This window comes from Flintibacter sp. HCN-6482 (assembly GCF_037892565.1).
Lineage (GTDB): Bacteria > Bacillota > Clostridia > Oscillospirales > Oscillospiraceae > Lawsonibacter > Lawsonibacter aceti.
This window is the reverse complement of the sequence record NZ_JBBKBK010000003.1, coordinates 1-25,333: the sequence shown is the minus strand read 5'-3', so window position 1 is coordinate 25,333 and position 25,333 is coordinate 1. Positions and strand designations below refer to the sequence as shown.

Here is a 25,333-nt window from a genome sequence, read left to right as displayed (position 1 = left end):
GATACTATGAAAGCACTATATGACCTGAAGGATAAGCTCCAGGACGAACTGGACGAGATTGCCCGCAAGCCCGAAATGTCTGCCGGTGATCTGGAGACCGTCCACAAACTGACTGATACCATCAAGAACATCGATAAAATCTGCGCTCTGGAGGAGGACGGTGGCTACTCTGAGGCGGGCGACTGGGAGGGACGCGGCTCCTATAATCGTGGCTCCAGTTATGCTAATCGTGGTAAGCACTATGTTCGAGGCCACTATAGCCGAGACGGTTATAACAACCGTGGTGACTATAGCAGAGATGGAGGGTATAGCCGCCATGATGCTAAAGAGGCTATGATGGAACAGGCTCGTGAGATGATGGAAAATGCCACCACTGACCGAGAGCGTGAAGCAATCCGCCGTTTTATGAGCGAGCTGGGCCGAGACTGATAGGGGGTGTCCCCCATGCTTGACCGCAAGGAGATAGACATTGAGATTGCCCGTCTGGAGTACGGAGAATCCAGCTACCCGGCCTACGCAAAGCTGGCCAACCTGTATACCATTCGGGACCGCATGGACCGTCAGGAGCGCCAAGTGCCCTATGAGGCGGCCTACTCTGCTACCCCGGCAGATGCCGAGTATTCCTCGGTGGTTGAGGACTACGGAGATAGTGATTTTCTACGCACTGTCTATGGCAAAGATCAAGGCGCGGCGTGGGCCATTATGGATGATCTGATGGACACACTCCACACAGTAAACCCCCGTGTCTACGAGGGTGTTATGCGGAAAATTCGAGCTCTCTAAACTAGTCCGCCTTCCCAAAAGGAGGGCGGATTTGTTACTAACGAAAGATTTTGTGTGATATGATGTAGCAAAAAAAGTTGAAGAAAATGAGAATTTATAAACTGGAAGATAACTTTTGCTCTCGATATATGAAGATAATCGATTAAAAATTTAAGAACTTCTTAAATTTTGAAAAAAGGAAAAAAGAACCGGGGGCGGGACCGGCAAAGGTCCCGCCCCCGGTTTCAAAAACAGAGGCCGGGCCTACGGCCGGGACATATAGGAGTAGTAGACAAAAACAAGATTTCACCAGTCTTATAGGCGAAAAGCAGATATGGTCGGGGCTAAAACAATACAAATTAGAAGGAAGTAAAAAAGTTAGAGGACCCTGGCGCAAATTTTTATTGAATTGTTGACGGAACGTGTTATGATTAGAAAAGGAAAATTTGTCTTTTACCAGAAATACCCCAAATCCCGGAATATAAGGAGGACCAGTGAATGTTTCGTGCGATCGGATTTATTGGCACCGGCAATATGGGCTCCGCCCTGGCCCGGGCCGCGGACAAGGGAGCCGCCCCTGGCGCCCGTCTCTATCTGTCCAACCGAACACCCGCTAAGGCGGAGGCGCTCTGCAACCAGCTCTCTCGGGCCCAGATGTCTGATAATCAGGAGATTGCCAGGTCCTGTGATACGATCTTCCTGGGGGTGAAGCCCCAGATGATGGCCGCTGCTTTAAAGGATTTGGTTCCCGTCCTTGCCGCCCGGACCGACCGTTTCGTGGTGGTCAGTATGGCGGCCGGACTGACCTTTGAAACGCTTACTTCCCTGCTGGGCGGCTCCTATCCTCTGATTCGCATTATGCCAAACACCCCCGCCTCCATCGGGCAGGGCATTGCCCAGTTCTGTGTTCAAGGGGTAACGGAAGAGGAGAAGGCGGGCTTTTTATCTCTAATGGCCCCCTCCGGTCTGCTGGATGAGATGGATGAGCCCCTGATGGCGGTGGCCAACTGTGTATCCGGCTGTGGCATTGCCTTTGCCGCCATGTTTTTGGAGGCGCTGGCCGACGGCGGTGTGGCTTGTGGACTGGCCCGGGATAAGGCCATGATTTGCGCCGCTCAGACCCTTGTGGGCACAGGGGCCCTATATCTGGCTGAAAAGACCCATCCCGGCGCCATGAAGGATGCGGTGTGCTCCCCCGGCGGATCCACCATTCAGGGGGTACGGCTGCTGGAGGAGCGGGCTTTCCGGTCCGCCGCCACCGACGCTGTAATTGCCGCCTATGAAAAGACCATGAAGATGACCCAGCAGGGATCTACGCCCTCCGGCCAGCTCCTCTCGCCGGACCAGAAGAAATAGTATGAGGTGATTCCAATGCGCATCGTAGTCAAAGTAGGCACCTCCACCTTAGCCCACGCCACTGGGCGATTGAACATCCGCCATGTGGAGGAGCTGGTCAAGGTGCTGTCCGACCTGAAAAACGCCGGACATGAGGTGATTTTGGTGTCCTCCGGCGCAATCGGCATGGGGGTAGGCAAGCTGAATCTATCCGGCCGGCCGGCTGATATGCCCACCAAGCAGGCCGCCGCCGCGGTGGGCCAGTGTGAGCTGATGTATACCTATGATAAGCTGTTTGCCCAGTACAACCACACAGTAGCCCAGATCCTGTTGACCGGAGAGGACGTTGACCACGACGACCGCCGGCAGAACTTTGAGAACACGATGGCCCGACTGCTGGAGCTGGGCGCTCTGCCTATCATTAATGAGAACGACACCGTTGCCACCGCCGAGATCAAGGTGGGGGACAACGACACGCTGGGCGCAATCGTAGCCTGCTCGGTGGAGGCCGACCTGCTGGTCCTTCTGTCCGACATCGAGGGGCTGTATACTGCCGACCCCCGCAAGGACCCCGCCGCCCGCCTTATCCCCACAGTGGAAGAGGTCACACCGGAAATCGAGTCCCTGGCTGACGGTAAGGGAAGCGAGCTGGCGGTGGGCGGCATGGGGACCAAGCTTCGGGCGGCCAAAATGGTCACCCAGCGGGGCTGCGATATGGTTATCACCAACGGCGCGCGCCCAGAGAACCTCTATGACATCGTAGACGGCCGGGCCGTAGGTACCCGCTTCCTGGGGAAGATTGCCCTGGAGGCCGCGCATCAAAAAGGACGGGAGACCGGGCGATGAAAAAAGTAAAGATCACCGTTCTGCGCAAGACACTTCAGGAGGACTTGGCCAGGGAATACGGAGTGGAAGGACTGTCTGCCTGTCCCATGCTTCAGGAGGGAGAGGTATTCTATGCCGACTACGCCAAACCTGACGGGTTGTGTGATGAGGCATGGAAGGCGATCTATCAATATGTATTTGCCCTGGCCCACGGGGCGGGCCAGGAGCCCTTCTACTTTGGGGACTGGATCCGCACCCCCGGTGTTGCCATCTGCTCCTGCAATGACGGCCTGCGCCCCGTCATCTTCAAGCTGGAGGCCACCGATCAGGATGTCCAAATCAATTACGTACCAGTGAACTGAGCTCACAGACGGAAAGAAGAGATGTGCCGCTATGCCTGTAACCATGCTCCCGTCCTTCCTCTTATATTGTTTTACAGGCGGCATTACCCCCGGCCCCGCCAACCTGTGCTCCCTGTCGGCGGCCCTGCGGTATGGTCCCGGTGCGGCCCTGCGCCAATGGCGCGGGCTGTTTACCGGGTTCCTCCTCATCTCTCTGGTCTCGGTGGCCATCACTTGGCGGCTGGGCGCGGCGCTGGGCCAATACGTGGGAATGCTGTCCTGGCTGGGCGCGGTGTATATGCTGTGGCTGGCCTGGCACATAGCGCGCAGCCCGAAGTCCGGGGCTGCCAAGGACCCGGCCGCCCCCACTTTCCGGACCGGGCTGCTTATCAACCTGACAAATGTGAAAATCATGATTTTCTGTCTGACCGCGTTGAGCGCCTATGTGCTGCCCTATACCCGATCCTTCTGGGCCCTGCTGGGCGTGGGGCTGTTTCTCCCCTTCACTGGGCCGGTCTGCAACCTGGTATGGCTCTTTGCTGGGGCCTCCCTGCAGTCCCTGTTCACCAGCCACCGCAGGGCGGTAGATACCACAATGGCCGCCGCCCTAGTCCTGTGTGCGTTTAGCTTGGTATGGCCCTTTTTTACCGAGGGCCCTGCCTCCCTCGTCTCTGGTTGAAATCGAGTGTGCGCCCGTCCTTTTCTATGCTGACCTACCATGATAAAGAGGTGTTTGATATGACGACACAAGAACTGCTGCAAAAGGCCAAGGCATCCAAGGCCGCCATGGCTCTGGCAGATACTGACCGGAAAAACCGTGCCCTGCTGGCTATGGCGGATGCGCTCATCGCCCGCGCAGACCCCATCCTGGCGGCGAACGCCCTGGATATGGAGGCGGCCAGAGGGACCATCTCTGAGGTGATGCTGGACCGGCTGGCCCTGAATGAGAACCGGATCGCCGGAATGGCACAGGGTGTCCGGGAGGTGGCTGATCTCCCAGATCCGGTGGGCGTCGTCCTGAACCGAGTGGACCGGCCAAATGGCTTGGTGATTCAACGGGTCTCTGTTCCCATGGGGGTCATCGCTATCATCTACGAGTCCCGGCCCAACGTGACCTCCGACGCCGCCGCTTTGGCCCTGAAGGCCGGGTCTGCCTGCGTGCTCCGCTGTGGCAAGGAGGCCCACCACTCAGCCGCCGCCATTGTGGCTGCCCTGAAGGATGGGCTGTCCTCTGCCGGCCTGCCCAGCGAGGCACTCCAGCTGGTGGAGGACACCACCCGCCAGTCGGCGGGGGAGCTGATGGCGGCCAGGGGCCTGGTAGACCTGCTCATTCCCCGTGGCGGGGCGGGGCTGATCCGGGCGTGTGTGGACAACGCCGCCGTCCCGGTACTGGAAACAGGCACCGGCATTTGCCACATCTATGTGGACCAGTGGGCCAATCAAACGATGGCCTTGGACATTGTGGAGAACGCCAAATGCTCTCGGCCCAGTGTGTGCAACGCCGCCGAGGTGTGCCTGGTCCACCGGGCCATCGCCGAGGAGTTCCTGCCCAAGCTGCGTCGGCGGCTGACGGAGGACCGGGCTGCCGCCGGCCTGCCCCCCGTGGAACTGCGCCTGGACCGCTCCGCCGCGGCGGTCATTCCGGGCACTCCCGCCGGGGAGCGGGACTTTGACACGGAGTTTTTGGACTACATTCTGGCAGTCAAGGTAGTGGACAGCTTGGAAAACGCGGTGGACCACATCGCCGCCCACTCCACCGGCCACTCTGACGCCATTGTCACCGGCGACGAGAGGGCTGCCCACGCCTTTCAACAGCGGGTGGACTCTGCCGCCGTGTACTGGAACGCCTCCACCCGCTTTACCGACGGCGGTGAATTTGGACTGGGGTGTGAGATGGGCATTTCCACCCAAAAGCTCCATGCCCGGGGCCCCCTGGGGCTGGCGGAGCTGTGTTCCTACAAAACTATCGTCCGGGGCAGCGGCCAGATACGATAGATTTGGTAAATTTTTTGTCTGGTATTTTTCCAGCTTTTGTGTATAATGAGCCCAGAGAATGACTTTTCCAGAAGGAGAAAGGATGGATTCCCATGAATCGTCATATTTTGGATTTCCTCCAGACTACCCGTGAGCTGTTGGAGTCTGACCAGGTGCGGATGATGGGCCGGTGGAAGCACCATGGCCCTATTTCCACCCTGGACCATTCCCTGTTTGTGGCCTACTTGTCCTACCGCGCCGCCAAGGTACTGGGGCTGGATGCTCGGGCCGCTGCCCGGGGAGGACTGCTCCACGACCTGTATCTGTACGACTCTAAGGATAAGTCCGCCCATCCCGGCTGGCAGTGCTTTGACCATCCGCGGGCGGCCGCTCGAAACGCCGGGGAGCTGACCTGGCTGTCCGACAAGGAGCGGAACATCATCCTGTCCCATATGTGGCCCCTGGGTGGAGCTCTGCCCAGGTCTCGAGAGGCTTGGCTGGTGGACCTGGTGGACACCCTTTGCGCCGGACTGGAAATGTCCCGCGTTTACCATCCCGCCCGTCTGCGGGAGCGGCTCGGAGTGCGCCCCCTCCTGCCCGCCTGTGCCTGATTTTTATCTCTCCTCCACCTGCTGGAGGAGAGTTTTTTTGCGAAGTTGGGGGATTTTGCGGTGAAATTGTGCTTTCTGGCCTTTTTGAAAAAATTTTCCTTGTCACGGGAAAAAAGACCTGATAATATGCTATAATGTCTATAGTCCTGATTTCAGGGCCTGTTAAGCCAGAGCAAAAGGAGAATTCAATATGCGTGATCGTCAGGCCGCTTTGGAAGCCAAACGCCAGGCTCTGCTGGAGGCGGGCGTGGATATGATGGACCCCTCCTCTGTGTATGTGGAGGACTCGGTCCAGGTGGGCGAGGGGACCCTGCTCCTCCCCGGCACCATTTTACGCGGGGACACCGTGGTGGGCAGGAACTGCCAGATTGGGCCCAACGTGATGCTCACCAGCTGCACAGTGGAGGATGAATGCGCCATCAACGCCTCCCAGTGTGAGGAGAGCGTCATTCGGAAGGGCTGCCAAATTGGCCCCTATACCCACATCCGCCCCCACTGTGTGGTAGGCGAGGGGTCCAAGATCGGCGCCTTTGTCCAGCTGAAGAACTGCAATCTGGGCAAAGGGACCAAGATGGCCCACCTGACTTATGTGGGGGACAGCGACGTGGGGGACGACTGCAACTTTGGCTGCGGCACCGTCACCTGCAATTATGACGGCTTTCAGAAGCACCGCACCATCATCGGGAGCAACGTGTTCGTGGGCTGCAACACCAACTTTGTCCCCCCAGTACAGATTGGGGACGGGGCCTTTATCGCCGCTGCTACCACGGTTACCCAGGATGTGCCCCAGGACGCCATGGTCATCGGCCGCACCCGCCAGCAGGTGAAAGAGGGCTGGGCCGCCGCCAACCGGGAGAAAAAGCGCAAAAAGTGAGGGGACGCCTCACACAACATAGGAACGGGGCCGGCGGCGACAGCCGGACCCAAAAATATTAGGAGGAAGCTGTATTATGATCGCACACGGGAAGGATATCAAGGTCTTTACCGGCAATTCCAACCCCCAGCTGGCCAAGGACATCTGTAAGGAGCTGGGCATCCCCCTCGGGAGCTCCGAGGTAGGAGCCTTCTCCGATGGAGAAAATTTTGCCTCCATCTATGAGACTGTCCGCGGCTCCGACGTTTTCGTGGTCCAGTCCACCTGCTCCTTTGTCGATGAGGGAAAGCCCGGCACCGTCAACGATTCCCTGATGGAACTGCTCATCATGATCGATGCCCTGAAGCGGGCCTCCGCCGGCCGCATCACCGCTGTTATCCCCTATTTCGGCTACGCCCGCCAGGACCGCAAAACCAAGCCTCGGGACCCCATCTCCGCCAAGCTGGTGGCCAACCTGATCACCACGGCGGGAGCGGACCGGGTGCTGACCATGGACCTCCACGCCAACCAGATCCAGGGCTTCTTTGATATCCCAGTGGACAATCTGTTGGGCTCCCCCATCTTTGTGGAGCACTTTACCCAGAAGTACGCCTCCTGCCATGATGACACTATGATCGTGTCGCCCGACGTAGGCTCCGTGGCCCGGGCCCGGGCCTTTGCCCAGAAGCTGAATATGCCCCTGGCCATCGTGGACAAGCGCCGCCAGAAGGCCAACTCCTCCGAGGTCATGAATATCATCGGTGATGTGCGGGATAAGCACGTCATCCTTCTGGACGACATGGTGGATACCGGCGGCTCTCTGTGCCACGCGGCTAAGGCGCTGGTAGAGATTGGCGGCGCCAGGGATGTTACCGCCTGCGCCTCCCATGGCGTGCTGTCCGGCCCCGCCATCCAGCGCATCATGGACAGTGTGCTGGACGAGGTGATCTTCCTGAATACCATCCCCGCGAAGCCTGGTATCCAGTGCCCCAAGATCAAGTACATCTCTGTGGCCCACATGTTTGCCGAGGCCATCAGCCACATCTACATGGAGACCTCCGTTTCTCCCCTTTTCCTGTAAGAACAAACCTCCAGGGGCGGGCTTTTGCCCGCCCCTGCTTTCAAAGAAGGGACCGCGATGTTTTTGAAAAAAGATGCCGGCGGCGTCAACTGGCTGCTGGTCTGCCTGGGAAATCCCGGAGAAAAGTACGAAAATACCCGCCACAACGTGGGCTTCATGGTGGCCGACGAGATCGGCGAGCGCCAGCACGCCCCCATCCAGAAGCTGAAATTTAGGGCGCTGACCAATATCTTCACCATTTCCGGGGAAAAGGTGCTGGTGATGAAGCCGGTCACCTATATGAACCTGTCTGGCGAGGCGGTGCGGCAGGCGGCGGATTTTTACAAGGTCCCGCCTGACCATGTGCTGGTAGTGTTGGACGATACCGCGTTAGCTGTGGGTAAACTGCGCGTCCGGAGGGGCGGCTCCGCCGGCGGACACAACGGGTTGAAAAGCATCATCCAGCACCTGGGCACAGATCAGTTTCCCCGCCTGCGGGTAGGCGTGGGCGAGAAGCCCCACCCGGACTACGACTTGGCCGACTGGGTGCTGGGCAGGTTCACCGGCGAGGACAAGAAGGCCATCGACGCCGCGGTGAAGCGGGCGGCCGACGGGGTGGAGTGTATTTTGAAGGACGGCCTGGAGCAGGGAATGAATCGGTTTAACGGGTAGGGCAGAACTTTTTGAGGAGGATGTCCAGATGGGAGAGCTGATGACCGGGATCGCCTGCGGCCGGGCACTGAAGAAGCTGGCGGGGATGGCCCGCCCCCTGTGGGAGCGGTGCGACCCAATGCCGCTGAAGCGCGCCATCGAGAATCGATATGCCGGCGGCCCCCGGCGGGAGCGCCAGCTGGTCCAAGATCTCTATACCACCTATTATGTGGGTGCCCTGATCGCGGCGGGGGAGGTAGTGACACCGGAATCTGTGATGAAGGCCCAGTTAGAGGACAGGCACAGCGGCAACGGCGCCCTGTACTGGGGGCTGGCCGCCCTGATCCATATCCAGTGGGAGCGCTGGGACCAGGCCCTTCAGGCCCAGGTTCAGGCCATGGCCAACTATGACGACTGCCCCCTGCGGCGGGACGTCCGGCGGGAGGTCCAGCGCCTGCTGTGCGTCACGGGCTACGCCTTGAAGATCCACAGTAGTACCCTGGAGGGGCTGGAGGACGATTTGTCCGCCTTGGCAGACAGCGCCGTCAACCGGTTCCAGCGGGTAGAGGCCCGGCTGCTGCTGGGGCGGTATCACCTGACTGTGGGAAATACCCAGGCGGCCCGGGACCATCTGGAATTTGCGCTGGCCCAGGGCGGGGAAACCTATGTCGGGCTGCTGGCGGACGACCTGCTGAGGGAGCTGGAGGGCCGGGAGCCCAGCCCGGAGCGCCAATGGCGTCGGGCCATGCTTCGGGTGGAAGAGGAAACCAGGAGGATGGCGGATACCTGCGATCCTTGGCCCCTGCTGGCGGCCCTGGAGGCTGCCCAAGCCTGTCAGATCCCTGCCCCTGCCCGCACCGGACTCCGGATGCTGGAGGCCACCGCTCTGGTCAACCTGGGCCGGGAGGAGGAGGCCGAGGCCCTGCTGGACCAGGTCCCTGACCAGGAGCAGGGGGATTACAGGATGCAGAAGCTGCAACTCAGGGCCATCCTGTGCAACCGCCGGGGCCGGACCGAGGAGGCGGAGGAGCTGGCCGGAAAGATGGAGGAGCTGATGGTCCAGGCGGGTAGGGACAATGGACAGCGGGAGGTGTTTTGCCTCCGGTGCACCGCCCGCCTCAAGCGGGGGGAGGCGGATGGACTGGAGGAGGGCCTTCGGCGGTACATCACCTGCGGCGGGCCTCTCCTTTCTCAGGTCGGTGACCACTTGCTGCTGGGCCGGTACTGCCTGGCTGTGGGGAGAATAGAGGAGGCCGGGGAGCACCTGACCTTTGCGGCGGAGCGGGGCGGGCCCATGTATGTGGGAAAAGAGGCGGCGCAGCTGCTTCGGACCCTCCGCCAATCCCCGCGGGACGGAAAAAATTAAGAGAGAATTAAGAGAATATACCTCTTTTTTTAACAGAGCCGTGCTATTCTGACCGGGCAATACATAGGATTTCAGGAGGTATTCTGTGATGAACCGATGGATTTTAACCCATGCCCGGCTAGCCTTCTGGCTGTGGACTGTTCCCTCCCTGGCCCTGTTGGTCTGGTATGCCGCGCGGAACGAGGGGGAGGGCCTAATGACCGCCTACGCCCTGTTTGTCCTCTGGGAAGCGGCGGGGTTTTGGGGGATCAACGGATTCCTGTGCGGCTGGGCCCGGCGGCCGGCATTCCGGGCGATGGACGAGTATTGTGACCCGGAACCCCTGCTGGAACTGTGCCGCATGGTGCTGAAGCAGAACCCCAAGTCCCTTTTTTACCGGGTGTTTGAGGGCTATGCCCTGGCTCTGTTGGGCCGGCGTAGGGAGGCGGAGGACTCTGCTCACATGGCCGCGGAGCAGCCCCGGCTGTGGAAAAACCCGCCCCTTCTAGCTGTGTGGCTCACCCAGCTCCCTCCAGAGGACCCGGAGCGGGAACGAGGAGAGCTGGCCATGGAACGGCTGGTCCGCCGGCTCTCTCCCCAAAAGCGGGCTGTCCTGGCCAGGGCCGGGACCATGCGGGACCGGGCGGCCCAGATCCAGGAGGCGCGGCCTGAGCTAGAGCCTCTGCTGCTGGCCGATCTGGAACAGGCCGGCTGTACCCGGGAACAGGTAGCGGCCCACATGGCGCTGGGGATCTATTACCAGCGCCGGGGGTTGGAGAACAAGGCCCAGGAGCATCTGTCCTTTGTGGTTGCCCGCGGGGGACGGCTGGCAGTCCGTACGGAGGCGGAGCGGATGCTGTGCCGCCTATCAGGAAAGGGCTGAGGCAAGCGGGGGACAACGTCCTTCCGGTTCGCCTGGGTTTTCTTCCTTTTGGATGACCCTCTGAACGGGGCGGTCCCACTTACCGCCCTGTTCCTCTTGACACGGGCCTATTCTGGAGTAAACTTTTATCCATACCAAAGAGATCACCCCCTGTCCGGTTGGATTGGGGGCTTTGCCGCGTTGCTTCGGAGGTTTTGTTATGATGCAGCTGCTTATTGACGCCCTGAACCGCATCCCTGAATTCCAGCAGCTCCTCTCCGCCCTGGAGGGGGGCCGCTCTCCCGCCGCCCTGTCCGGTGTGGCGGCGGTCCACCGGGCTCACATGGCCGCGGGGATTGGGACGATGACCGGGCGGCCCGTGGTAGTGGTGTGCGCCGACGAAGGGGAGGGGGAACGGCTGGCCCGGGACCTGGCTGCCTTCGTAGGTCAGGAGGTGCCGGTTCTTACCCCGCGCTCCTTTACCTTCCACAATGCCGCCACCGTCTCCCGCCAGTGGGAGCACCGGAGGCTGGCCCTGATGGAGAAGCTGGCCGCGGGGCGGCTTCCCTTCCTGGTAGCCACGGTGGAGGGCTTGCTCCAGCGCACCCTTCCGCCACAGGCGCTGGAGCAGTATTGCTTCCGACTGAAAGTCGGCCAGAGCCAGGACCTGGCCCAGATGGCGGAAGCCCTGTCGGCCGCGGGATACATCCGGTGTGACCAGGTGGAGGGTGTGGGCCAGTTCGCCCTCCGGGGCGGCATCCTGGATGTGTATGCCCCCGGTATGGACGCCCCAGCCCGGGTGGAGTTTTTCGGGGATGAGGTGGACGCCATGGGTTCCTTTGACCTGTCCACCCAGCGGCGGACGGAAAATTTGGAGGAGGTCCGCCTTCTCCCGGCCGCCGAGACGCTGCCTCAGCTGGCCCCAGGGGGACTGGCCGGGTTGTCGGAGCGGCTCCGCCAACTGGCGGCTAAGGCCGCCCAGAACGGCTTAAAGGAGCTGGCAGCCACCTTGGAGCAGGACTGGGAGGCCATTTCCCAGGGCCGTTCCTTCCCGGCTATGGACCGCTATCTGCCGTTGATCTATCCCAAGGCGGCTTCCGCCGCCCACTATCTCCCCGGAGATGCCTGTGTGGTATTCTCCGAATGCGCCCGGGTGGCTGACCGGGCCAAGACCTGGCAGTGGCAGCTGGATGAGGACGTGAAGTCCCTGCTGGAGCGGGGGCTGCTGGATGGCTCCTGCGGCGAGCTGTCCCTGACCTTCTCCCAGCTCACCGCCCTGCTGCGGGACTGGCCGGTGGTCTATCTGGACTCCTTTACCACCTCCGCCTATCCTGACCCGCCCAAGGTGCTGCTGTCCATCACCGCCAAGCAGCTTCCCTCCTTTGGGGCCAGTCTGGAGACGGCGGTCCAGGACTTGGCTCACTACCAGAACAGCGGCTTTTCCTCCTTGGTGCTGGTGTCCGGGGAGCAGCGGGCCTTGGATCTACAGGGACTGCTCCGGGAGCAGAAGGTAAAGTCGGCTGTGGATTTCCAGATGAAGGAGCTGCCCCGGCCTGGGCAGACGGTCATCACCGTGGGCGGCCTGTCCGGGGGAATGGAGTATCCATCCATCCAACTGGCCGTCATCACAGAGGGCGACCCGCGGGCCATCAAAAAGCCGCGGGCCCGGAAAGACGCCACCAACCGGCAAAAGCTGAAGTCCTACGCCGACCTGTCCCCCGGCGACCTGGTGGTTCATGAGCACCATGGAGTGGGCCGCTATGTGGGTATGGTCAAAATGCAGGTAGACGGCGTGGAGAAGGACTATGTGAAGATCGCCTATGCCGGCACCGATGTGCTCTATGTCCCAGCCACCCAACTGGATATGGTGTCCAAGTACATTGGCGGCGGCGAGGACGCGGCGGAGACCAAGAAGCTGAACAAACTGGGGGGCACCGAGTGGGAGAAGGCCAAGACCCGGGCCAAAAAAGCGGTTCAGGACCTGGCCAAGGGGCTTATTCAGCTCTACGCCCAGAGACAGCGTCAGCCAGGATATGCCTTTTCTCCTGATTCCCCATGGCAGAGGGAGTTCGAGGAGCAGTTCGAATACACCGAGACGGAGGACCAGTTGCGCTGCATCCAGGAGATCAAAACAGATATGGAGCGGGCCTCCCCAATGGACCGCCTCCTCTGTGGCGACGTGGGCTACGGAAAGACGGAGGTAGCCTTCCGGGCCATGATGAAGTGCGTGCTGGACGGCAAGCAGGCCGCTATCCTGGTGCCTACCACCGTATTGGCCCGTCAGCACTATCTCACAGCCCTGCGCCGCTTTGCCAAATATCCGGTGAACATTGACGTGGTGTCCCGGTTCCGTACCCCCGCCCAGATGAAGGAGACACTGCGTCAGGTGGAGAACGGTTCGGTCGATATCCTGATTGGCACTCACCGCCTGTTCAATAAGGATGTGAAGTTCAAGGATCTGGGGCTGCTGGTGGTGGACGAGGAGCAGCGTTTCGGCGTGCAGCACAAGGAGAAACTGAAGGAGCAGTTCAAGCAGGTGGACGTCCTTACCCTGTCCGCCACCCCCATCCCACGCACACTGAATATGGCCCTGTCCGGTATCCGGGATATGTCTACCCTGGAGGAACCGCCGGCGGACCGCCAGCCGGTCCAGACCTATGTGCTGGAGCACGATTGGGGGGTGTTGGCCGACGCCATGCGCCGGGAGCTGGAGCGGGGCGGCCAGGTCTACTACCTCCACAACCGGGTGGAGACCATCGACCGCTGCGCCGCCCGTGTTCAGACGCTGCTGGGGGAGGATGCGGCGGTGGGTGTGGCCCACGGCAGGATGACCCAGGAGGCCATCGACGACGTGATGAGCCGGATGACCGACGGGGAGTTGAACGTGCTGGTGTGTACCACCATCATCGAGACGGGCATCGACCTGCCCAACGCCAACACCCTTATCATCGAAAACGCCGACCAGCTTGGCCTGGCCCAGCTCCACCAGATTCGGGGCCGGGTGGGCCGGTCCAGCCGCCGGGCCTTCGCCTATCTGACCTACCGTCGGGGCAAGGTGCTCACCGAGGTGGCCTCCAAGCGGCTGGAGGCTATCCGGGAGTTTGCCGAATTTGGCTCCGGCTTCAAGATCGCCATGCGGGATCTGGAGATCCGGGGGGCGGGCAATGTGCTGGGTCCGGAGCAGAGCGGCTTTATGCTCTCGGTGGGCTATGATATGTACTTGAAGCTGCTGGAGGAGGCCGTCCTGCTGGAGCAGGGACAGGAGGTCCCCACACGTGCCGAGTGCTCCGCCAACCTGTCGGTGGCCGCCTCCATCCCCGACCGGTATGTGCCCTCCCCGGAGCAGCGGATGGACCTGTACCGCCGCATCGCCGCCATCCGGGAGGAGAGCGACGCTGACGACCTGGTGGATGAGCTTATCGACCGCTACGGCGAGCCTCCAAGGACTGTAAACAACCTGATCTCCGTGGCGCTGCTCCGGGCGGACGCCGCCCGGGCCGGCGTCACCGACATCGACCAGAGGAATGGTTGCCTGCTGCTGACCATCCCTCAATTCGATCTGCGTCAGGTATCCCTCCTGTGTGGAGATCGCAAGTACAAGGGCCGGCTCCTTTTCTCCGCCGGGGAGCTCCCGTATCTCTCCCTGCGGCTGAAGCAGGGGGAGGACGCTCTGCGGGCGGCCCGTACCCTGGTGGCCGACTACGCCGCCGGAGGTGAGGGGCCCGCGGAGGGGTGACCGCCCGCCGTGGCCCGGCCCGTGCCCCAGGGGAGCGGGCCCTCACTTGCCCTTGCTCCCCGCTTCATTTTGTGTTATGATGATATGCGTCCGCAGGCCTTTGGCCTAAGAGAGACAAAACTTGTCCTGATGAGAAAGGAATCCTATCTCCATGATCATGATGAAACGAATCCTGTCCCTGGCCCTTGCGCTGGCACTGGGGACCATGCTGTTGAGCGGCTGCTCCAAGGGGGACGGCGCGGAGGACAGCAGCACCAGCGGCTCTTCCGCCGACACCTCCGCCCCCTCTGAAGTTGAGCCCATGGACCTGACCGGGGTCACGGACCCCTATCAGGCTACCGCCGGCGTCCCCGGAAACACCGTAGTGGCCAAGGTGGGCGACTATGAGATCACCGCTGAAAGCCTGCTCTACTGGCTGAACTACAACATCGAGTATCAGTTGCAGCAGTATGCCATGTTTGGCTTGACCGACCTGCCATGGGACAGCGAAACAGAGGACGGCACCTTAGCGGACACGCTAAAGAACGCTGCCCTTCAGATTGCCGCCTATTACCGCCTGGTTCCGGAACTGTGCGCGGAGAAAGGGCTGTCCCCAGATCAGGAGATGCTGGACCAGGTGGCGGCCTTTCTAGACAGCGCCGTCCAGGAGCTGGGCGGCCAGGAAACGATGGAGCACTACTTTTGGGCCAGCATGATGACCCCGGACCAGTTCCGCAGTATGTACGAGGGGGTCAGCCTGGATGAACAGCTCCAGGAGCTCTACTACGGCGAGGGGAGCGAGGGCTATCCCACCGACGCCGAGGTACTCTCCTACGCCCAGGATGAGCTGGGCGTCTATCGGGCCAAGCACATTCTGCTGCTGACCAAGGATATGGAGCAGACTGTCACCAATGAGGACGGGACCACCGGGTATGCCCCCTTAGACGACGCCACAGTAGCGGAGAAGAAGGCGCTGGCAGATGACCTGCTGGCCCAGCTAAGGGCTGCGGAGGACCCCATCGCCCTCTTTGACGAACTGATGAACGAGCACAGCGAGGACAGCGGCCTAGCCGCCAATCCTGATGGGTACACAACCACTAAGGGCCAGATGGTCCCAGAGTTTGAGAACACTGCTTTGGCCCTGAAGGACGGGGAGATCAGCGACGTGGTGGAGAGCACCTATGGCTACCACATCATTCTTCGGCTGCCTCTGGACCCCGCTGACTACCGCGGGCAGATGGTGGCGGACAAAATGGAGATTCTGAGTCAGCAGTGGCTGGATGAGTACGGCGTCGTGCCCACCGAGGCCTTTGAGCAGATCGATCCCATCGCCTTCCGGACCCAGGTTACGGCCCTGCAGGCAGCGGTTCAGCAGGAGATTGCGGCCATCTATGAGGCCGCGGAGGATGACGCGGACTCCTCCGCCCCCTCCGATGGCTCCAGTCCCGCGACAGACAGTTCCAGCGCCTCTGGAAGCCAGGGATAAATCCAAAAAACGGGAGGCTCTCTTTTGAGAGCCTCCCGTTTTTTGCTGTTCAGGGAGCGGATTACTCCGCCCAGGCGATGAACTGGACCTCCACAGGGGCATTACCGGGCAGGGTGCCCATACCGATGGCGGCCCGGGCGCCGATGCCGGCGTCGCCCAGCTTCTCATAGAGATAGTCGGAAACCAGGTCGCCGATCTTGGCGTGGGAAGTAAAGTCGGGGGCGGCGTTGATATAAACAGTGAGGGACAGGATCTGGGTGATCTTCTCCCCAGGCTGTACACAGCTGAGGGCGGCGTTCAAGGCGTTGGCGGTGGCCTGGTCCGCGGCCTGGCGGTAGTCCTCTACGGAGACGCCGCTCTCCACCTTGCCGGACATAATCAGCTGGCCGTTCAGGCGGGGGGTCATGCCGGCGGTAAAGATCAGGTTGCCCTTCCGGACGGCGGGCTTATACTTGCCCTGCGGGATCGGATTACTCATAACAGACACTCCTTTATGTTTTGGTAATATTAAGTAGCGGCTGTGTTTAGGCGTGGTACCGCTGGGCCATCTGGCAGATGCGCTCCACAGCGGCCACGGCAGCCTGGTGATCCTGGGAGAAGTTCAGGCGGACGCTGTCCGTGAACTGGGGACCAAACTCGGTGCCGGGGGTGACGGTGACGGCGGCCTGAGCCCGGCACAGCTTAACGAACTGGTCCAGGGTGACCTTCAGAGCGGGGAGCTGGAGGAAGATGTAGCTGCCGCCCTCGGTGGGACGGGCCCAGCAGCCGGGGTACTTGGCGACAACCTTCAGCAGATCGTCCCGGATGGCCTTGTGGTCGGCTACCCGCTTCTCCATCCACCCATCGGGCTCGGAGAACCAGCTGAGATAGGCGGACTGGCAGTAGCCGGCAGTCCGCAGGGACACGATAGCCTGGAGCTTTTCCATGCGGGTGATGATGTGGGCGGAGCCGTAGGCCACACCCAGACGGAAGCCGCTGAGGGACTCGGTCTTGGAGGGGCCAATGATGGTGATCAGAGTGTCGGGCTTCTCCTCCAGGGCGCGCAGGTGGGTGTAGGGCTGGTCCTTATCGAAGAGCTGGCGGGAGTACAGCTCGTCGGCGATGACGGCCACATTGTACTTCTTGGCCAGCCGGCCGATGGCGGCCACCTCTTCAGGGGAGTAGATGACACCAGTGGGGTTATTGGGGTTGGAGTACAGGAACACCTTTACGCCGCTCTGGAAGGCCTTTTCCAGCGCCTCCAGGTCCAGACCGGAGTAACGGTCCACATCCTTCCAGTGGATGGGCACAGGGACCAGCTCGCCGTCAAAGAACTCCACCAGCTTGCGGTTGGCAAAATAGTCGGGCTCGATGATGGCCACCTTGTCCCCGCGACCGATGAGGGAGCCCATGGCCAGGAACAGTGCGCCCTGGGTGCCGGGAGTCAGAATCAGCTCGCTGGCCGCGTCCACAGGGGCGCCGCTAAACTCGGTGAGCTTCTGGGCCAGATAGGCGCGGATATCGCTCTTGCCGCGGTACTCGGTGTAGGCCTGGTGGCCGCCTCCCACCACATAGCCCTCCACAAACTTCTCCAAGCTGCCGGGGATGGGCTTGTGTGCGTCCACGTCGCCGTGGGAGAAGTCTACGGGGGTGCCGGGGATGGGATCGCCCTCCATGGGCAGGGCCTCCTGCTTCTGCAGGGTCTCCTGGCCGGGAGCGTTGTCACAGCCCAGCTTTGAGAATTTTTCAGTGATGTAATCCATATTCAACATACCTCCTGAATAGTGGTCAGTGCCGTCTCCTCCAGAGGAGGAAGAGTGCCGGTCCGCCTTTGATAGCTCTATTTTAGTAGCATCCCGCCAGAAAATCAATTACAGAAAATTATATAAGAATATATCTAAAAAATTTTAAGGTTGCCCCAAGGGGCCCTGTTGAGGTAAAATAAATCATTCTAATACGATTAAAATAAGGAGGGACGTCCTATGCTCCGAGACAGGGAATATGTCTATGCTGTTTACCAGGAGCGCAGCTTTTCCAGGGCGGCCCAGCGGCTGTTTATTTCTCAGCCAGCCCTCAGCAGCAAGGTGAAGAAGGTGGAGGAGCGGGTGGGAGCCCCCCTCTTTGACCGCAGCACCAACCCCATCCGCCTGACTCCCGCCGGCAAATGCTATGTGGAGGCGGTGGAGCAGGTGATGGGCATAGAGGACGAGCTCCGCAGCCGCCTCGCCCAGCTGGCCGACCAGCGGGAGGGGGCCATCACCATTGGAGCATCCGCCTATTTCTGCTCCTATGTGCTGTCTGAGCTGGCGATGGAATTTCAGCGCCGGTACCCCGGCTATGTGGTCAGCCTGCTGGAAGGCAATACCAGCGACCTGACTAAGTGTCTACAGTCCGGTGTCATTGACTTCATGCTGGATATTTACCCCTTGGATACCAACCTGTTTCAGGGCCAGCTTTGGGGGCAGGAGGAGCTGATCCTGGCAGTCCCGGCGGGGCTGGAGATCAACCAGGAGATGGCGGAGTGGCGCCTCACGTTTGAACAGGTCCGATCAGGCAGCGGCATGGGGGTGGACAGCCACCGGGCGCCTCTGTCCGCCTTTGCCAAGGAGGGCTTTCTGCTGCTGAAGAAGGGGAGCGACACCTACCGCCGGGTGCTGAAGCTGTGCCGCAACGCGGGCTTTACCCCCAAGGTGAATATGTACCTGGACCAGATGCTGACCGCCTATCATGTGGCGGAGAACGGCCATGGCCTCACCTTTGTCCGCCCCCGGGTGCTGGACCATGTGAAGCCCACGGACCAGCTCTACTTCTACGAGATCGACGACGAGAATGTGATGCGGACCCTCTATCTCTACTACCGGAGGGAATCTTCCCTCCCGGCTATCTATACCGATTTCCTGGACTTTATGGACAAAAATCGGCAGGAGGAGTGAACCCACACCCCCGAACCTCTGGTTCGGGGGATTTTTATGCCCCAGCCTCTCTTTTTTTCTTCCCCCAGGATTCTCCAAAAAATGGACAGGCCCAAGGCTATACTGAAAGAGAAGCTGAGAAGGAGCGTGGTACATATGAGTGACTGGCACAGCCGGCCTTTGGAACAGGTAATGAAAGAGCTGGACAGCCGTCCCTCCGGCCTGACGGAGCGGGAGAGCGCCCAGCGGCTGGAGCGGCTGGGTCCCAACCAACTGGAGCCGCCCAGAAAGCCCTCTGTGATGGCCCGGGTGCTAGGCCAGTTGAAGGACCCTATGATCCTGGTGCTGCTGGGGGCGGCCGCCCTGTCCCTGGCGGCCAGCGGCGGGGAGGACTGGTTGGACGGCGCTATCATTCTAATTATTGTTCTGGTCAACGGAGTCATCTCCATCACCCAGGAGGACCACGCCCAGCAGGCCTTGGAGGAGCTGAGGCGGATGTCCTCCCCACAGGCCCATGTCCTGCGGGAGGGGCGGGCAAAAAAGATATCCGCCGCCGCCCTGGTGCCTGGGGACGTGATCCTGCTGGAGGCGGGGGACATGGTGCCCGCTGACGCTAGAGTTATGGAGTGCAGCCGCCTCCAGGCGGACGAGTCGGCCATGACCGGCGAATCGGTCCCCGTGGAAAAGGGAGCCCACGACCGGCTGCCTGAGGAGGCCGCTCTGGGGGACCGGACCAACATGGTGCTCTCTGGCACCATGATCACCGCCGGCCGAGGGACCGCCCTGGTGGTGGCCACGGGGATGGACACCCAGATGGGGCGGATCGCCAACCTGCTTCTGGAGGACAAGGAGGGCGACACGCCGCTCCAGCGAAAAATGGGGGAGATCTCCAAATCCCTGTCCTTCCTGTGCCTGTCGGTGTGCGCTGTCATGTTCGGGGTGGGACTGATCCAGGGAAAAAATATGCTGGATATGTTTCTTACCGCCGTATCCCTGGCGGTAGCTGCCATTCCTGAGGGGCTGCCAGCCATCGTCACCATCGTCCTGGCCCTGGGCGTCCAGCGTATGGCGGCCCGGGGGGCCATAGTAAAAAAGCTGCCCGCCGTAGAAACGCTGGGCTGTGCCAGCGTCATCTGCTCGGATAAGACAGGGACACTGACCCAAAACCGGATGACGGTCCAGGAGCTATGGACACCTGCTGGCGGCCATCGGCGGGACGCTCTGCTGGCCGGCTGCCTGTGCTCTGATGCCAGGCTGGAGTGGAAGGCGGGGGCGCCTACCGCTGTCGGTGACCCCACCGAGGGGGCCTTGGTGGTGGCGGCCGCCCGGGAAGGGGTGGACCAGGAAAAGGAGGAACAGAACTGGCCACGGACGGCGGATCTGCCCTTTGACTCCGGACGAAAGCTTATGTCCACCATTCATGCCAGGGAGGACGGGAGCTGGACTGTTTTTGTCAAGGGGGCCCCTGACATCCTGCTGGAGCGATGTGTGGCTGGCCCCCGCGGGCCTCTGTCCGCCCAAGACAGGCGGGCGGTGCTGGAGGCCAATGAGGCCATGGCCCAAAAAGCCCTGCGTGTCATCGCCGTGGCCCGGCGGGAGCTGCACATCCTGCCGCCTGGGCTGGAGCCGCGGGCGGTGGAGAGCGGCTTGACCTTCCTGGGTCTCTTTGGCCTGATGGACCCGCCCCGGCCGGAGGTAAAGGCGGCCGTGGCTCGCTGCCACCTGGCCGGAGTCCGTCCCGTGATGATCACCGGAGACCACAGGGCAACCGCCGCCGCCGTGGCCCGGGAGCTGGACATTATCCGCCCCGGAGAGTGGACCGTGACAGGCGGCGAGCTGGACTTCATGCCCCAGGAGGTGTTGGAGGAGGACATCGAAAAATTTGCCGTCTTTGCCCGGGTGACTCCGGAGCACAAAATGCGCATCGTAAAGGCGTGGCAGAAGCGGGGCCATGTGGTGGCCATGACTGGAGACGGCGTCAATGACGCCCCTGCCCTCAAGACGGCGGACATCGGCTGCGCCATGGGAGTGGCGGGCACCGACGTGGCCAAGGGGGCAGCCCACATGATTCTCACGGACGACAACTTCTCCACCATCGTTTCCGCCATCGAGGAAGGGCGGGGCATCTACTCCAACATTCGAAAAGCCATTCACTACCTCCTCTCCTGCAACATCGGGGAGATCTTCACCATCTTTGCCGCCACTCTGCTGGACTTCGGACAGATGCCTCTGGTCCCTGTGCAGCTGCTTTGGCTCAACCTGGTTACAGACTCCCTGCCCGCCCTGGCGCTGGGGGTGGAGCCTGTGGAGGAGGGGGTTATGGAAGAGAAGCCAAGGGACGCCGCGGCCGGCCTCTTTGATCAAAAATTTTCTTTCCGACTGGCCTGGCAGGGCCTGATGGTGGGCGGACTCACCCTGGCGGCTTACTTTTTGGGCTTTACCAGGCTGGCTGCTCCAGGCATGGAGGGGGCCGTGGCCAACACCATGGCCTTTGCCACGCTGACCCTGTGCCAGCTGTTTCACGCCTTCAATGTCCGCAGCGAGGACCGCTCCCTCTTTGCCCAGGGGGCGCTGTCCAACCCGGCTATGAACCGGGCGTTCCTGGTGGGAATGGCGCTTCAACTGTCGGTGCTGCTGGTGCCTCCGCTCCAGGGCGTATTTGCGGTGACTGCCATGGACAGCGCCCAGTGGTTAGCTGTCTTTGGGCTGGCGGCGGCCCCCATTCCCATCTGCGAGATCACCAAGGCGCTGGGACGGAAGGGAGAGCGAGGGGAGCGGGAGGAGCGGTCTGCCGTCAGAGAGAAAGCAAAACGGTAAAAGTCCCTCCATTCCAGCGGGAAAAATTGATTTTTACATAATCTCCCTTCTTCTTGGCAAACTATGCCGGAAGGAGGGAGCTGTCATGTCAAACAAAAATCAGGTGGACGGGCCCCATCCCCGCAAGGAACCCCTGTTTCCCGGACCGCTCTCACTGGAAAATCTGGAGGCGGCATTTGCCGGCTGTGCCGACTTCAGCAAGCGGCAGATGTACCTCCACGGGGACAGGGAGCGGATGGTGACTGTCTGTTATCTGTTGGGAATGGCCCGAAATGAGAGACTGAACGACTATATCCTGCGTCCCCTGACCCAGAATCCGGCACTGAGCCAGGTGTCAGAGGGAGAATTGTTTTCTATGCTTCAGTATGGGGCCTTATATAATCTGGCCGCAGTCCGGCGGGATACACTGGACGATGTGGTCAATGACCTTATCCTGGGAAGCTGCGCTTTGTTTTTTGACGGCCGGATAGACGCGCTTACTCTGCCTGTCCCCACAGAGGAAAAACGGTCGGTGGGGGAGCCGGACAATGAACCTGCCCTGAAGGGAAGCCGTGAGTCCTTTGTGGAGTCGGTGCGTACCAACACCGCTATGGTACGCCGCCATCTGAAGGCCCCCCAACTGAAAATCAAGGAGCAGATCGTAGGCCGGCAGTCCAGGACGGTGGTGGATGTACTCTTTTTGGACGGCATCGCCGATCCGGACACTGTGTCCCAGCTGGAGGAAAGGCTGGCGGACCTGGATATAGACGGGGTGGAAGCGACCGGCAATCTGGAGGAGTATCTGGTGGAGGGAGACAGAAGCCCCTTCCCTCTGATGGCCTATACCCAGCGGCCGGACCGCTTCTGCCAGGGCCTGCTGGAGGGAAGAGTGGGCCTGCTGGCCGACGGGATCCCTCTGGGGTGGCTGGTGCCTGGCACTATCGACCAGTTTTTCAAGACCGGACAGGACCAAGCCTACCACTGGATGGTGTCCTCCGCCCTCCGACTGATCCGCTGGTTTTGCGCCCTGGTCACCCTGGTGGTGCCCGGCCTCTATATCGCTTTGGTCACCTTTCATCCGGAGGCCATCCCGGTGAAGCTGGCCCTGTCCATTGTGGCCGCTAAACAGGAAGTGCCATTTTCCACTGTCTTTGAAGTGTTAATTATGCTGCTGGCCTTTGAGGTCATTCAGGAGGCTGGCCTCCGTCTTCCGGGCCCTATCGGGTCCGCTGTATCCATTCTGGGCGGCCTGGTGGTGGGCAACGCCGCGGTAGAGGCCCATATCGTGTCCCCGGCGGTCCTCATCGCCGTTGCCATCGCCGGGGTGGCGGGGTACGCCCAGCCCTCCCAGGACTTTGGCAACGCCCTGCGGCTGTGGCGGTTCCTGCTGGCCGTCCTGGCCAGTGTGGGCGGGCTGTTCGGCCTGGCCATGGGCTGGGCCGCCCTGATCTATCACCTGGCCGGGCTGGAGAGCTTTGGCATCCCCTATCTGGCCCCCTTTACCACTGGGGCTGGGGCCAGGAGAGGCCACCCTACCTTGATCCGCCTGCCCCTGCCGCGAATGAAGTGGCGGGATGGAGCCTATGACACCAAGAACCGGAGGAATCAGAAATGAGAGGACGGCTGTGTGCCTTGGCCCTTGCCTGTGCTTTTTTAGCTGGGTGCTCCCCGCTGCCCAGGGCCAGGGAAATGGGGGACATGGCGCTGTTGCGTACCATGGGAGTAGACTGGCTGGAAACGGGACTGTCCGTCACCGCCTCCACCGGTCCACGGGCCAGAGGGCTGCAGGCGGAGGGACAGTCTGCCCTAGTCCTATCCGCCCAGAGCCAGTCCCTCAGTGGAGCCTGCCTGGCCATGCAGGGCCAGAGCGACAGCTATGTGTTTTTCGGATATGTAGACCAGCTTTTGCTCGGGGAGGAGCTGGCCCGCCATGGGGTAGTATCTGTGCTGGACTACTTTGCCCGGGATGTGGAGCTGGGACTTGGAGCTCAACTGTGGCTGGTCCGGGAGGCCTCTGCGGAGGAAGCGGTTCGATCTGGCGGAGATCAGGGGGTGGAGGCCCGCCTTTCCACCCTGCAGATCGACAGCGAGATGGGGGTGGCGACCATCTCCCGTACTGCCGGGGAGGTGTATGCCGACCTGCTGGAGCAGGGGGCGGCCTATGTCCCAGCCCTTATCCCGGCGGAAGGGGGGGAGGGGGACACCTCCCTGCTGGAGGGCGGCTATGGTATCTTGAAGGGTGAGCTGCTGGCGGGATATCTGGAGGGGCGGGAGGCCCGGGGGCTAGAACTGCTGGCCGGCAGGCCGGGAGTCAATCTCCTGGAGGGCGAACTGCCCGAAAACCGGGCCGCGCTCCGCGTGACACAGGCCCATACAGAGATGTCCCCTATCTGGGAAGGGAATAAGCTGATGGGGCTGACGCTGACCTGCCGCGTCGAAGCGGACCTGTTGGAGTACCGCTACCCCCTGTCCGACCAGGAGCGGAAAGAATTGACCGGACGGCTGGCCAGCCAGGTGGAAAACCAAATTAGGGGGGCGCTGGACAAGCTCCGCCAGTGGCAGGCGGACTGCCTGGGGCTGGGCGCCCAGGTGGCCCTGACCTCGCCCGGCAAATGGCAGGCCATCCAGGAGGACTGGCCCAGTATCTTTGCCGCGCTGGAACCAGACCTCCAGATCAGGGTATCGATCCAGGAGTGAGGAAAGAGGGAAGCTTGTGAAGAACAACGACCATATTTCACGCACCCAGCTCATGACCATGGTGTGGGCCGGACTGCTGGCCCCGGCGGCGGAGCTGCTGCCCGGTCTGACCCTGCCTGCCGCGGGGAAGGGCGCCTGGCTGGCTCCGCTGGCCGCCGCTCCTCTGGCGCTGGTATCGGGCTGGCTGCTGGGACGGCTTTCCGGGGGGCGGGGGCTGGCGTTCGCCTTTTGCGAGCGGCTGGGCAGGGCAGGGGGAAACTTGCTCCTCATTATATATATAGTGTGGGCGGAGCTCCTTCTGGCCATCCGCCTTCGCGCTTGTGCCCAGCGCCTGCTGGCTTCGGGTTACCGGGACGGATCGCTGATCTTTTTCTTGGCGGCCCTGGCTTTGATGGCCCTCTGGATGGGAACTGGCCGGCTCGCTCCTTTTGCCCGGGCGGCGCAGCTTTTTCTGGTGGTCCTTCTGGGGACGGCGGCCGCGGTCCTAGTTTTGTCTCTAGGACAGGTGAAGGCGGGGCACTTGCTGCCGCTGTGGAGTGGGGACTTGCCAGGAATACTCCGCTCCGCTCTGCCCGCCTTTGGGGTGGTGGGCTGGGGCGGCTGGGCCGCCTTCCTGACAGGCTCTCTGGAGGGGCAGGAGGGAAAGCGGAACTGGCATTGGCTGTTTTGGGGGCTAGGTGGGATGGCCCTGCTTACTTTGGCTCAGGCCGTTATCCTGGGTAACCTGGGACCTCGGCTGGCCGCAGGTCTGGACAGCCCCTTCTTTGCCCTGGCCAAGAGCGTAGGCGTTGAAGGCGCGTTTCAACGGGTGGAGAGCGTAGTGTCCGCGCTATGGACCTTTTCAGACCTGACCATGGCGGCCCTCCTTCTATTTTCTATCCGGGCTATGGCCAGGACTGCCATTCCCAGACTCAGGGAGCGGGGACTGGCGGCGGGGGCGTTGGCCGTCGCCGCGGTGGGCGCCCTGGCTGGCTTCTCCGACGGAGCGGCGGCAGAGCGATGGAGCCGAGAGGTCCTGCCCTGGGGGCATATCATTCTGACGTTGGGTATCCCACTCCTACTGTGTCTGTCGGATGCCTTTGTGAAAAAAGACACAGGCGGTCCAGATATAGTGGTAGGAGGGAGTGAA

The 25,333-nt window shown here is 61.5% G+C and carries 22 protein-coding genes; 20 read left to right on the top strand and 2 right to left on the bottom strand.

Annotated features, from left to right (window positions below; all coding sequences use genetic code 11):
• Positions 1-6: 6 nt before the first annotated feature.
• From WKS99_RS09560 to WKS99_RS09490, 15 genes are all read left to right on the top strand, one after another.
• Positions 7-429 carry a hypothetical protein gene (locus WKS99_RS09560; protein WP_340405818.1) on the top strand — a complete coding sequence of 141 codons (423 nt, stop codon included), beginning with the start codon at positions 7-9 and terminating at the stop codon, positions 427-429.
• Between the two features lie 15 nt (positions 430-444).
• Positions 445-783, top strand: coding sequence for a hypothetical protein (locus WKS99_RS09555; protein WP_340405817.1), 339 nt, complete (start codon positions 445-447; stop codon positions 781-783).
• Positions 784-1,260: 477 nt separating this feature from the next.
• The gene (proC, locus tag WKS99_RS09550) at positions 1,261-2,118 is read left to right on the top strand and encodes a pyrroline-5-carboxylate reductase (RefSeq protein ID WP_240288844.1); all 858 of its coding nucleotides are present in this window, start codon (positions 1,261-1,263) and stop codon (positions 2,116-2,118) included.
• Between the two features lie 15 nt (positions 2,119-2,133).
• Complete coding sequence (gene proB / locus WKS99_RS09545; RefSeq protein ID WP_186853183.1) at positions 2,134-2,943, top strand: glutamate 5-kinase; 810 nt, start codon at positions 2,134-2,136, stop codon at positions 2,941-2,943.
• Positions 2,940-3,284 carry a TIGR04076 family protein gene (locus WKS99_RS09540; protein WP_240288843.1) on the top strand — a complete coding sequence of 115 codons (345 nt, stop codon included), beginning with the start codon at positions 2,940-2,942 and terminating at the stop codon, positions 3,282-3,284. Before proB ends, WKS99_RS09540 begins: the two co-directional genes overlap by 4 nt.
• 31 nt (positions 3,285-3,315) lie before the next feature.
• On the top strand, positions 3,316-3,942 hold the full coding sequence (locus tag WKS99_RS09535) for a LysE family transporter (protein ID WP_262669606.1): 627 nt from the start codon (positions 3,316-3,318) through the stop codon (positions 3,940-3,942).
• A 59-nt stretch (positions 3,943-4,001) separates the two neighbouring features.
• Positions 4,002-5,258: a glutamate-5-semialdehyde dehydrogenase gene (locus tag WKS99_RS09530; RefSeq protein ID WP_147572607.1), complete on the top strand. Its 1,257-nt coding sequence runs from the start codon at positions 4,002-4,004 to the stop codon at positions 5,256-5,258.
• 92 nt (positions 5,259-5,350) lie between these two features.
• Positions 5,351-5,848 (top strand): HDIG domain-containing metalloprotein, encoded by a 498-nt coding sequence (locus WKS99_RS09525; protein WP_147572609.1) that lies wholly within the window; start codon positions 5,351-5,353, stop codon positions 5,846-5,848.
• A 190-nt stretch (positions 5,849-6,038) separates the two neighbouring features.
• Positions 6,039-6,722: a DapH/DapD/GlmU-related protein gene (locus WKS99_RS09520; protein WP_147572611.1), complete on the top strand. Its 684-nt coding sequence runs from the start codon at positions 6,039-6,041 to the stop codon at positions 6,720-6,722.
• Positions 6,723-6,798: 76 nt separating this feature from the next.
• Entirely contained in the window at positions 6,799-7,782 is a 984-nt protein-coding gene (locus WKS99_RS09515) for a ribose-phosphate pyrophosphokinase (protein ID WP_147572613.1), read from the top strand.
• Between the two features lie 57 nt (positions 7,783-7,839).
• Positions 7,840-8,433: an aminoacyl-tRNA hydrolase gene (pth, locus tag WKS99_RS09510; protein ID WP_340405816.1), complete on the top strand. Its 594-nt coding sequence runs from the start codon at positions 7,840-7,842 to the stop codon at positions 8,431-8,433.
• A gap of 28 nt (positions 8,434-8,461) precedes the next feature.
• The gene (locus WKS99_RS09505) at positions 8,462-9,778 is read left to right on the top strand and encodes a tetratricopeptide repeat protein (RefSeq protein ID WP_340405815.1); all 1,317 of its coding nucleotides are present in this window, start codon (positions 8,462-8,464) and stop codon (positions 9,776-9,778) included.
• A gap of 88 nt (positions 9,779-9,866) precedes the next feature.
• Entirely contained in the window at positions 9,867-10,640 is a 774-nt protein-coding gene (locus WKS99_RS09500; protein WP_240288840.1) for a hypothetical protein, read from the top strand.
• A gap of 202 nt (positions 10,641-10,842) precedes the next feature.
• Positions 10,843-14,355 (top strand): transcription-repair coupling factor, encoded by a 3,513-nt coding sequence (mfd, locus tag WKS99_RS09495; protein ID WP_445297955.1) that lies wholly within the window; start codon positions 10,843-10,845, stop codon positions 14,353-14,355.
• 151 nt (positions 14,356-14,506) lie between these two features.
• Positions 14,507-15,820, top strand: coding sequence for a peptidylprolyl isomerase (locus WKS99_RS09490; RefSeq protein WP_340405813.1), 1,314 nt, complete (start codon positions 14,507-14,509; stop codon positions 15,818-15,820).
• Between the two features lie 61 nt (positions 15,821-15,881).
• Here the strand turns inward: WKS99_RS09490 and WKS99_RS09485 are convergent, their stop codons facing one another.
• Positions 15,882-16,298 carry a RidA family protein gene (locus WKS99_RS09485; RefSeq protein ID WP_147572623.1) on the bottom strand — a complete coding sequence of 139 codons (417 nt, stop codon included), beginning with the start codon at positions 16,296-16,298 and terminating at the stop codon, positions 15,882-15,884.
• A gap of 46 nt (positions 16,299-16,344) precedes the next feature.
• Positions 16,345-17,562, bottom strand: coding sequence for a pyridoxal phosphate-dependent aminotransferase (locus WKS99_RS09480; RefSeq protein ID WP_147572625.1), 1,218 nt, complete (start codon positions 17,560-17,562; stop codon positions 16,345-16,347).
• Between the two features lie 219 nt (positions 17,563-17,781).
• Here WKS99_RS09480 and WKS99_RS09475 point away from each other — a divergent pair, with 219 nt between their 5' ends.
• The 5 genes from WKS99_RS09475 to WKS99_RS09455 all read left to right on the top strand — a co-directional run.
• The gene (locus WKS99_RS09475; protein WP_186853177.1) at positions 17,782-18,732 is read left to right on the top strand and encodes a LysR family transcriptional regulator; all 951 of its coding nucleotides are present in this window, start codon (positions 17,782-17,784) and stop codon (positions 18,730-18,732) included.
• Positions 18,733-18,867: 135 nt separating this feature from the next.
• Positions 18,868-21,528 (top strand): cation-translocating P-type ATPase, encoded by a 2,661-nt coding sequence (locus WKS99_RS09470; RefSeq protein ID WP_340405812.1) that lies wholly within the window; start codon positions 18,868-18,870, stop codon positions 21,526-21,528.
• Between the two features lie 85 nt (positions 21,529-21,613).
• Positions 21,614-23,122 carry a spore germination protein gene (locus WKS99_RS09465; protein ID WP_147572631.1) on the top strand — a complete coding sequence of 503 codons (1,509 nt, stop codon included), beginning with the start codon at positions 21,614-21,616 and terminating at the stop codon, positions 23,120-23,122.
• The gene (locus WKS99_RS09460) at positions 23,119-24,204 is read left to right on the top strand and encodes a Ger(x)C family spore germination C-terminal domain-containing protein (RefSeq protein WP_186853176.1); all 1,086 of its coding nucleotides are present in this window, start codon (positions 23,119-23,121) and stop codon (positions 24,202-24,204) included. Before WKS99_RS09465 ends, WKS99_RS09460 begins: the two co-directional genes overlap by 4 nt.
• 16 nt (positions 24,205-24,220) lie before the next feature.
• Positions 24,221-25,333 (top strand): GerAB/ArcD/ProY family transporter (locus tag WKS99_RS09455; protein WP_340405811.1); only part of this gene is annotated, 1,113 nt, incomplete at its 3' end.

Excerpts from the sequence above, each read along its gene's own strand:
- WKS99_RS09485 (WP_147572623.1), bottom strand. The coding sequence starts at position 16,298 with ATGAGTAATCCGATCCCGCAGGGCAAGTATAAGCCCGCCGTCCGGAAG.
- WKS99_RS09555 (WP_340405817.1), top strand. The coding sequence starts at position 445 with ATGCTTGACCGCAAGGAGATAGACATTGAGATTGCCCGTCTGGAGTAC.
- WKS99_RS09465 (WP_147572631.1), top strand. The coding sequence starts at position 21,614 with ATGTCAAACAAAAATCAGGTGGACGGGCCCCATCCCCGCAAGGAACCC.
- WKS99_RS09515 (WP_147572613.1), top strand. The coding sequence starts at position 6,799 with ATGATCGCACACGGGAAGGATATCAAGGTCTTTACCGGCAATTCCAAC.
- WKS99_RS09500 (WP_240288840.1), top strand. The coding sequence starts at position 9,867 with ATGAACCGATGGATTTTAACCCATGCCCGGCTAGCCTTCTGGCTGTGG.
- proB (WP_186853183.1), top strand. The coding sequence starts at position 2,134 with ATGCGCATCGTAGTCAAAGTAGGCACCTCCACCTTAGCCCACGCCACT.
- WKS99_RS09560 (WP_340405818.1), top strand. The coding sequence starts at position 7 with ATGAAAGCACTATATGACCTGAAGGATAAGCTCCAGGACGAACTGGAC.
- WKS99_RS09480 (WP_147572625.1), bottom strand. The coding sequence starts at position 17,562 with ATGGATTACATCACTGAAAAATTCTCAAAGCTGGGCTGTGACAACGCT.
- WKS99_RS09475 (WP_186853177.1), top strand. The coding sequence starts at position 17,782 with ATGCTCCGAGACAGGGAATATGTCTATGCTGTTTACCAGGAGCGCAGC.
- mfd (WP_445297955.1), top strand. The coding sequence starts at position 10,843 with ATGCAGCTGCTTATTGACGCCCTGAACCGCATCCCTGAATTCCAGCAG.
- WKS99_RS09525 (WP_147572609.1), top strand. The coding sequence starts at position 5,351 with ATGAATCGTCATATTTTGGATTTCCTCCAGACTACCCGTGAGCTGTTG.
- WKS99_RS09540 (WP_240288843.1), top strand. The coding sequence starts at position 2,940 with ATGAAAAAAGTAAAGATCACCGTTCTGCGCAAGACACTTCAGGAGGAC.
- WKS99_RS09535 (WP_262669606.1), top strand. The coding sequence starts at position 3,316 with ATGCCTGTAACCATGCTCCCGTCCTTCCTCTTATATTGTTTTACAGGC.
- WKS99_RS09520 (WP_147572611.1), top strand. The coding sequence starts at position 6,039 with ATGCGTGATCGTCAGGCCGCTTTGGAAGCCAAACGCCAGGCTCTGCTG.
- WKS99_RS09460 (WP_186853176.1), top strand. The coding sequence starts at position 23,119 with ATGAGAGGACGGCTGTGTGCCTTGGCCCTTGCCTGTGCTTTTTTAGCT.
- WKS99_RS09470 (WP_340405812.1), top strand. The coding sequence starts at position 18,868 with ATGAGTGACTGGCACAGCCGGCCTTTGGAACAGGTAATGAAAGAGCTG.
- WKS99_RS09530 (WP_147572607.1), top strand. The coding sequence starts at position 4,002 with ATGACGACACAAGAACTGCTGCAAAAGGCCAAGGCATCCAAGGCCGCC.
- WKS99_RS09505 (WP_340405815.1), top strand. The coding sequence starts at position 8,462 with ATGGGAGAGCTGATGACCGGGATCGCCTGCGGCCGGGCACTGAAGAAG.
- proC (WP_240288844.1), top strand. The coding sequence starts at position 1,261 with ATGTTTCGTGCGATCGGATTTATTGGCACCGGCAATATGGGCTCCGCC.
- pth (WP_340405816.1), top strand. The coding sequence starts at position 7,840 with ATGTTTTTGAAAAAAGATGCCGGCGGCGTCAACTGGCTGCTGGTCTGC.
- WKS99_RS09490 (WP_340405813.1), top strand. The coding sequence starts at position 14,507 with ATGATCATGATGAAACGAATCCTGTCCCTGGCCCTTGCGCTGGCACTG.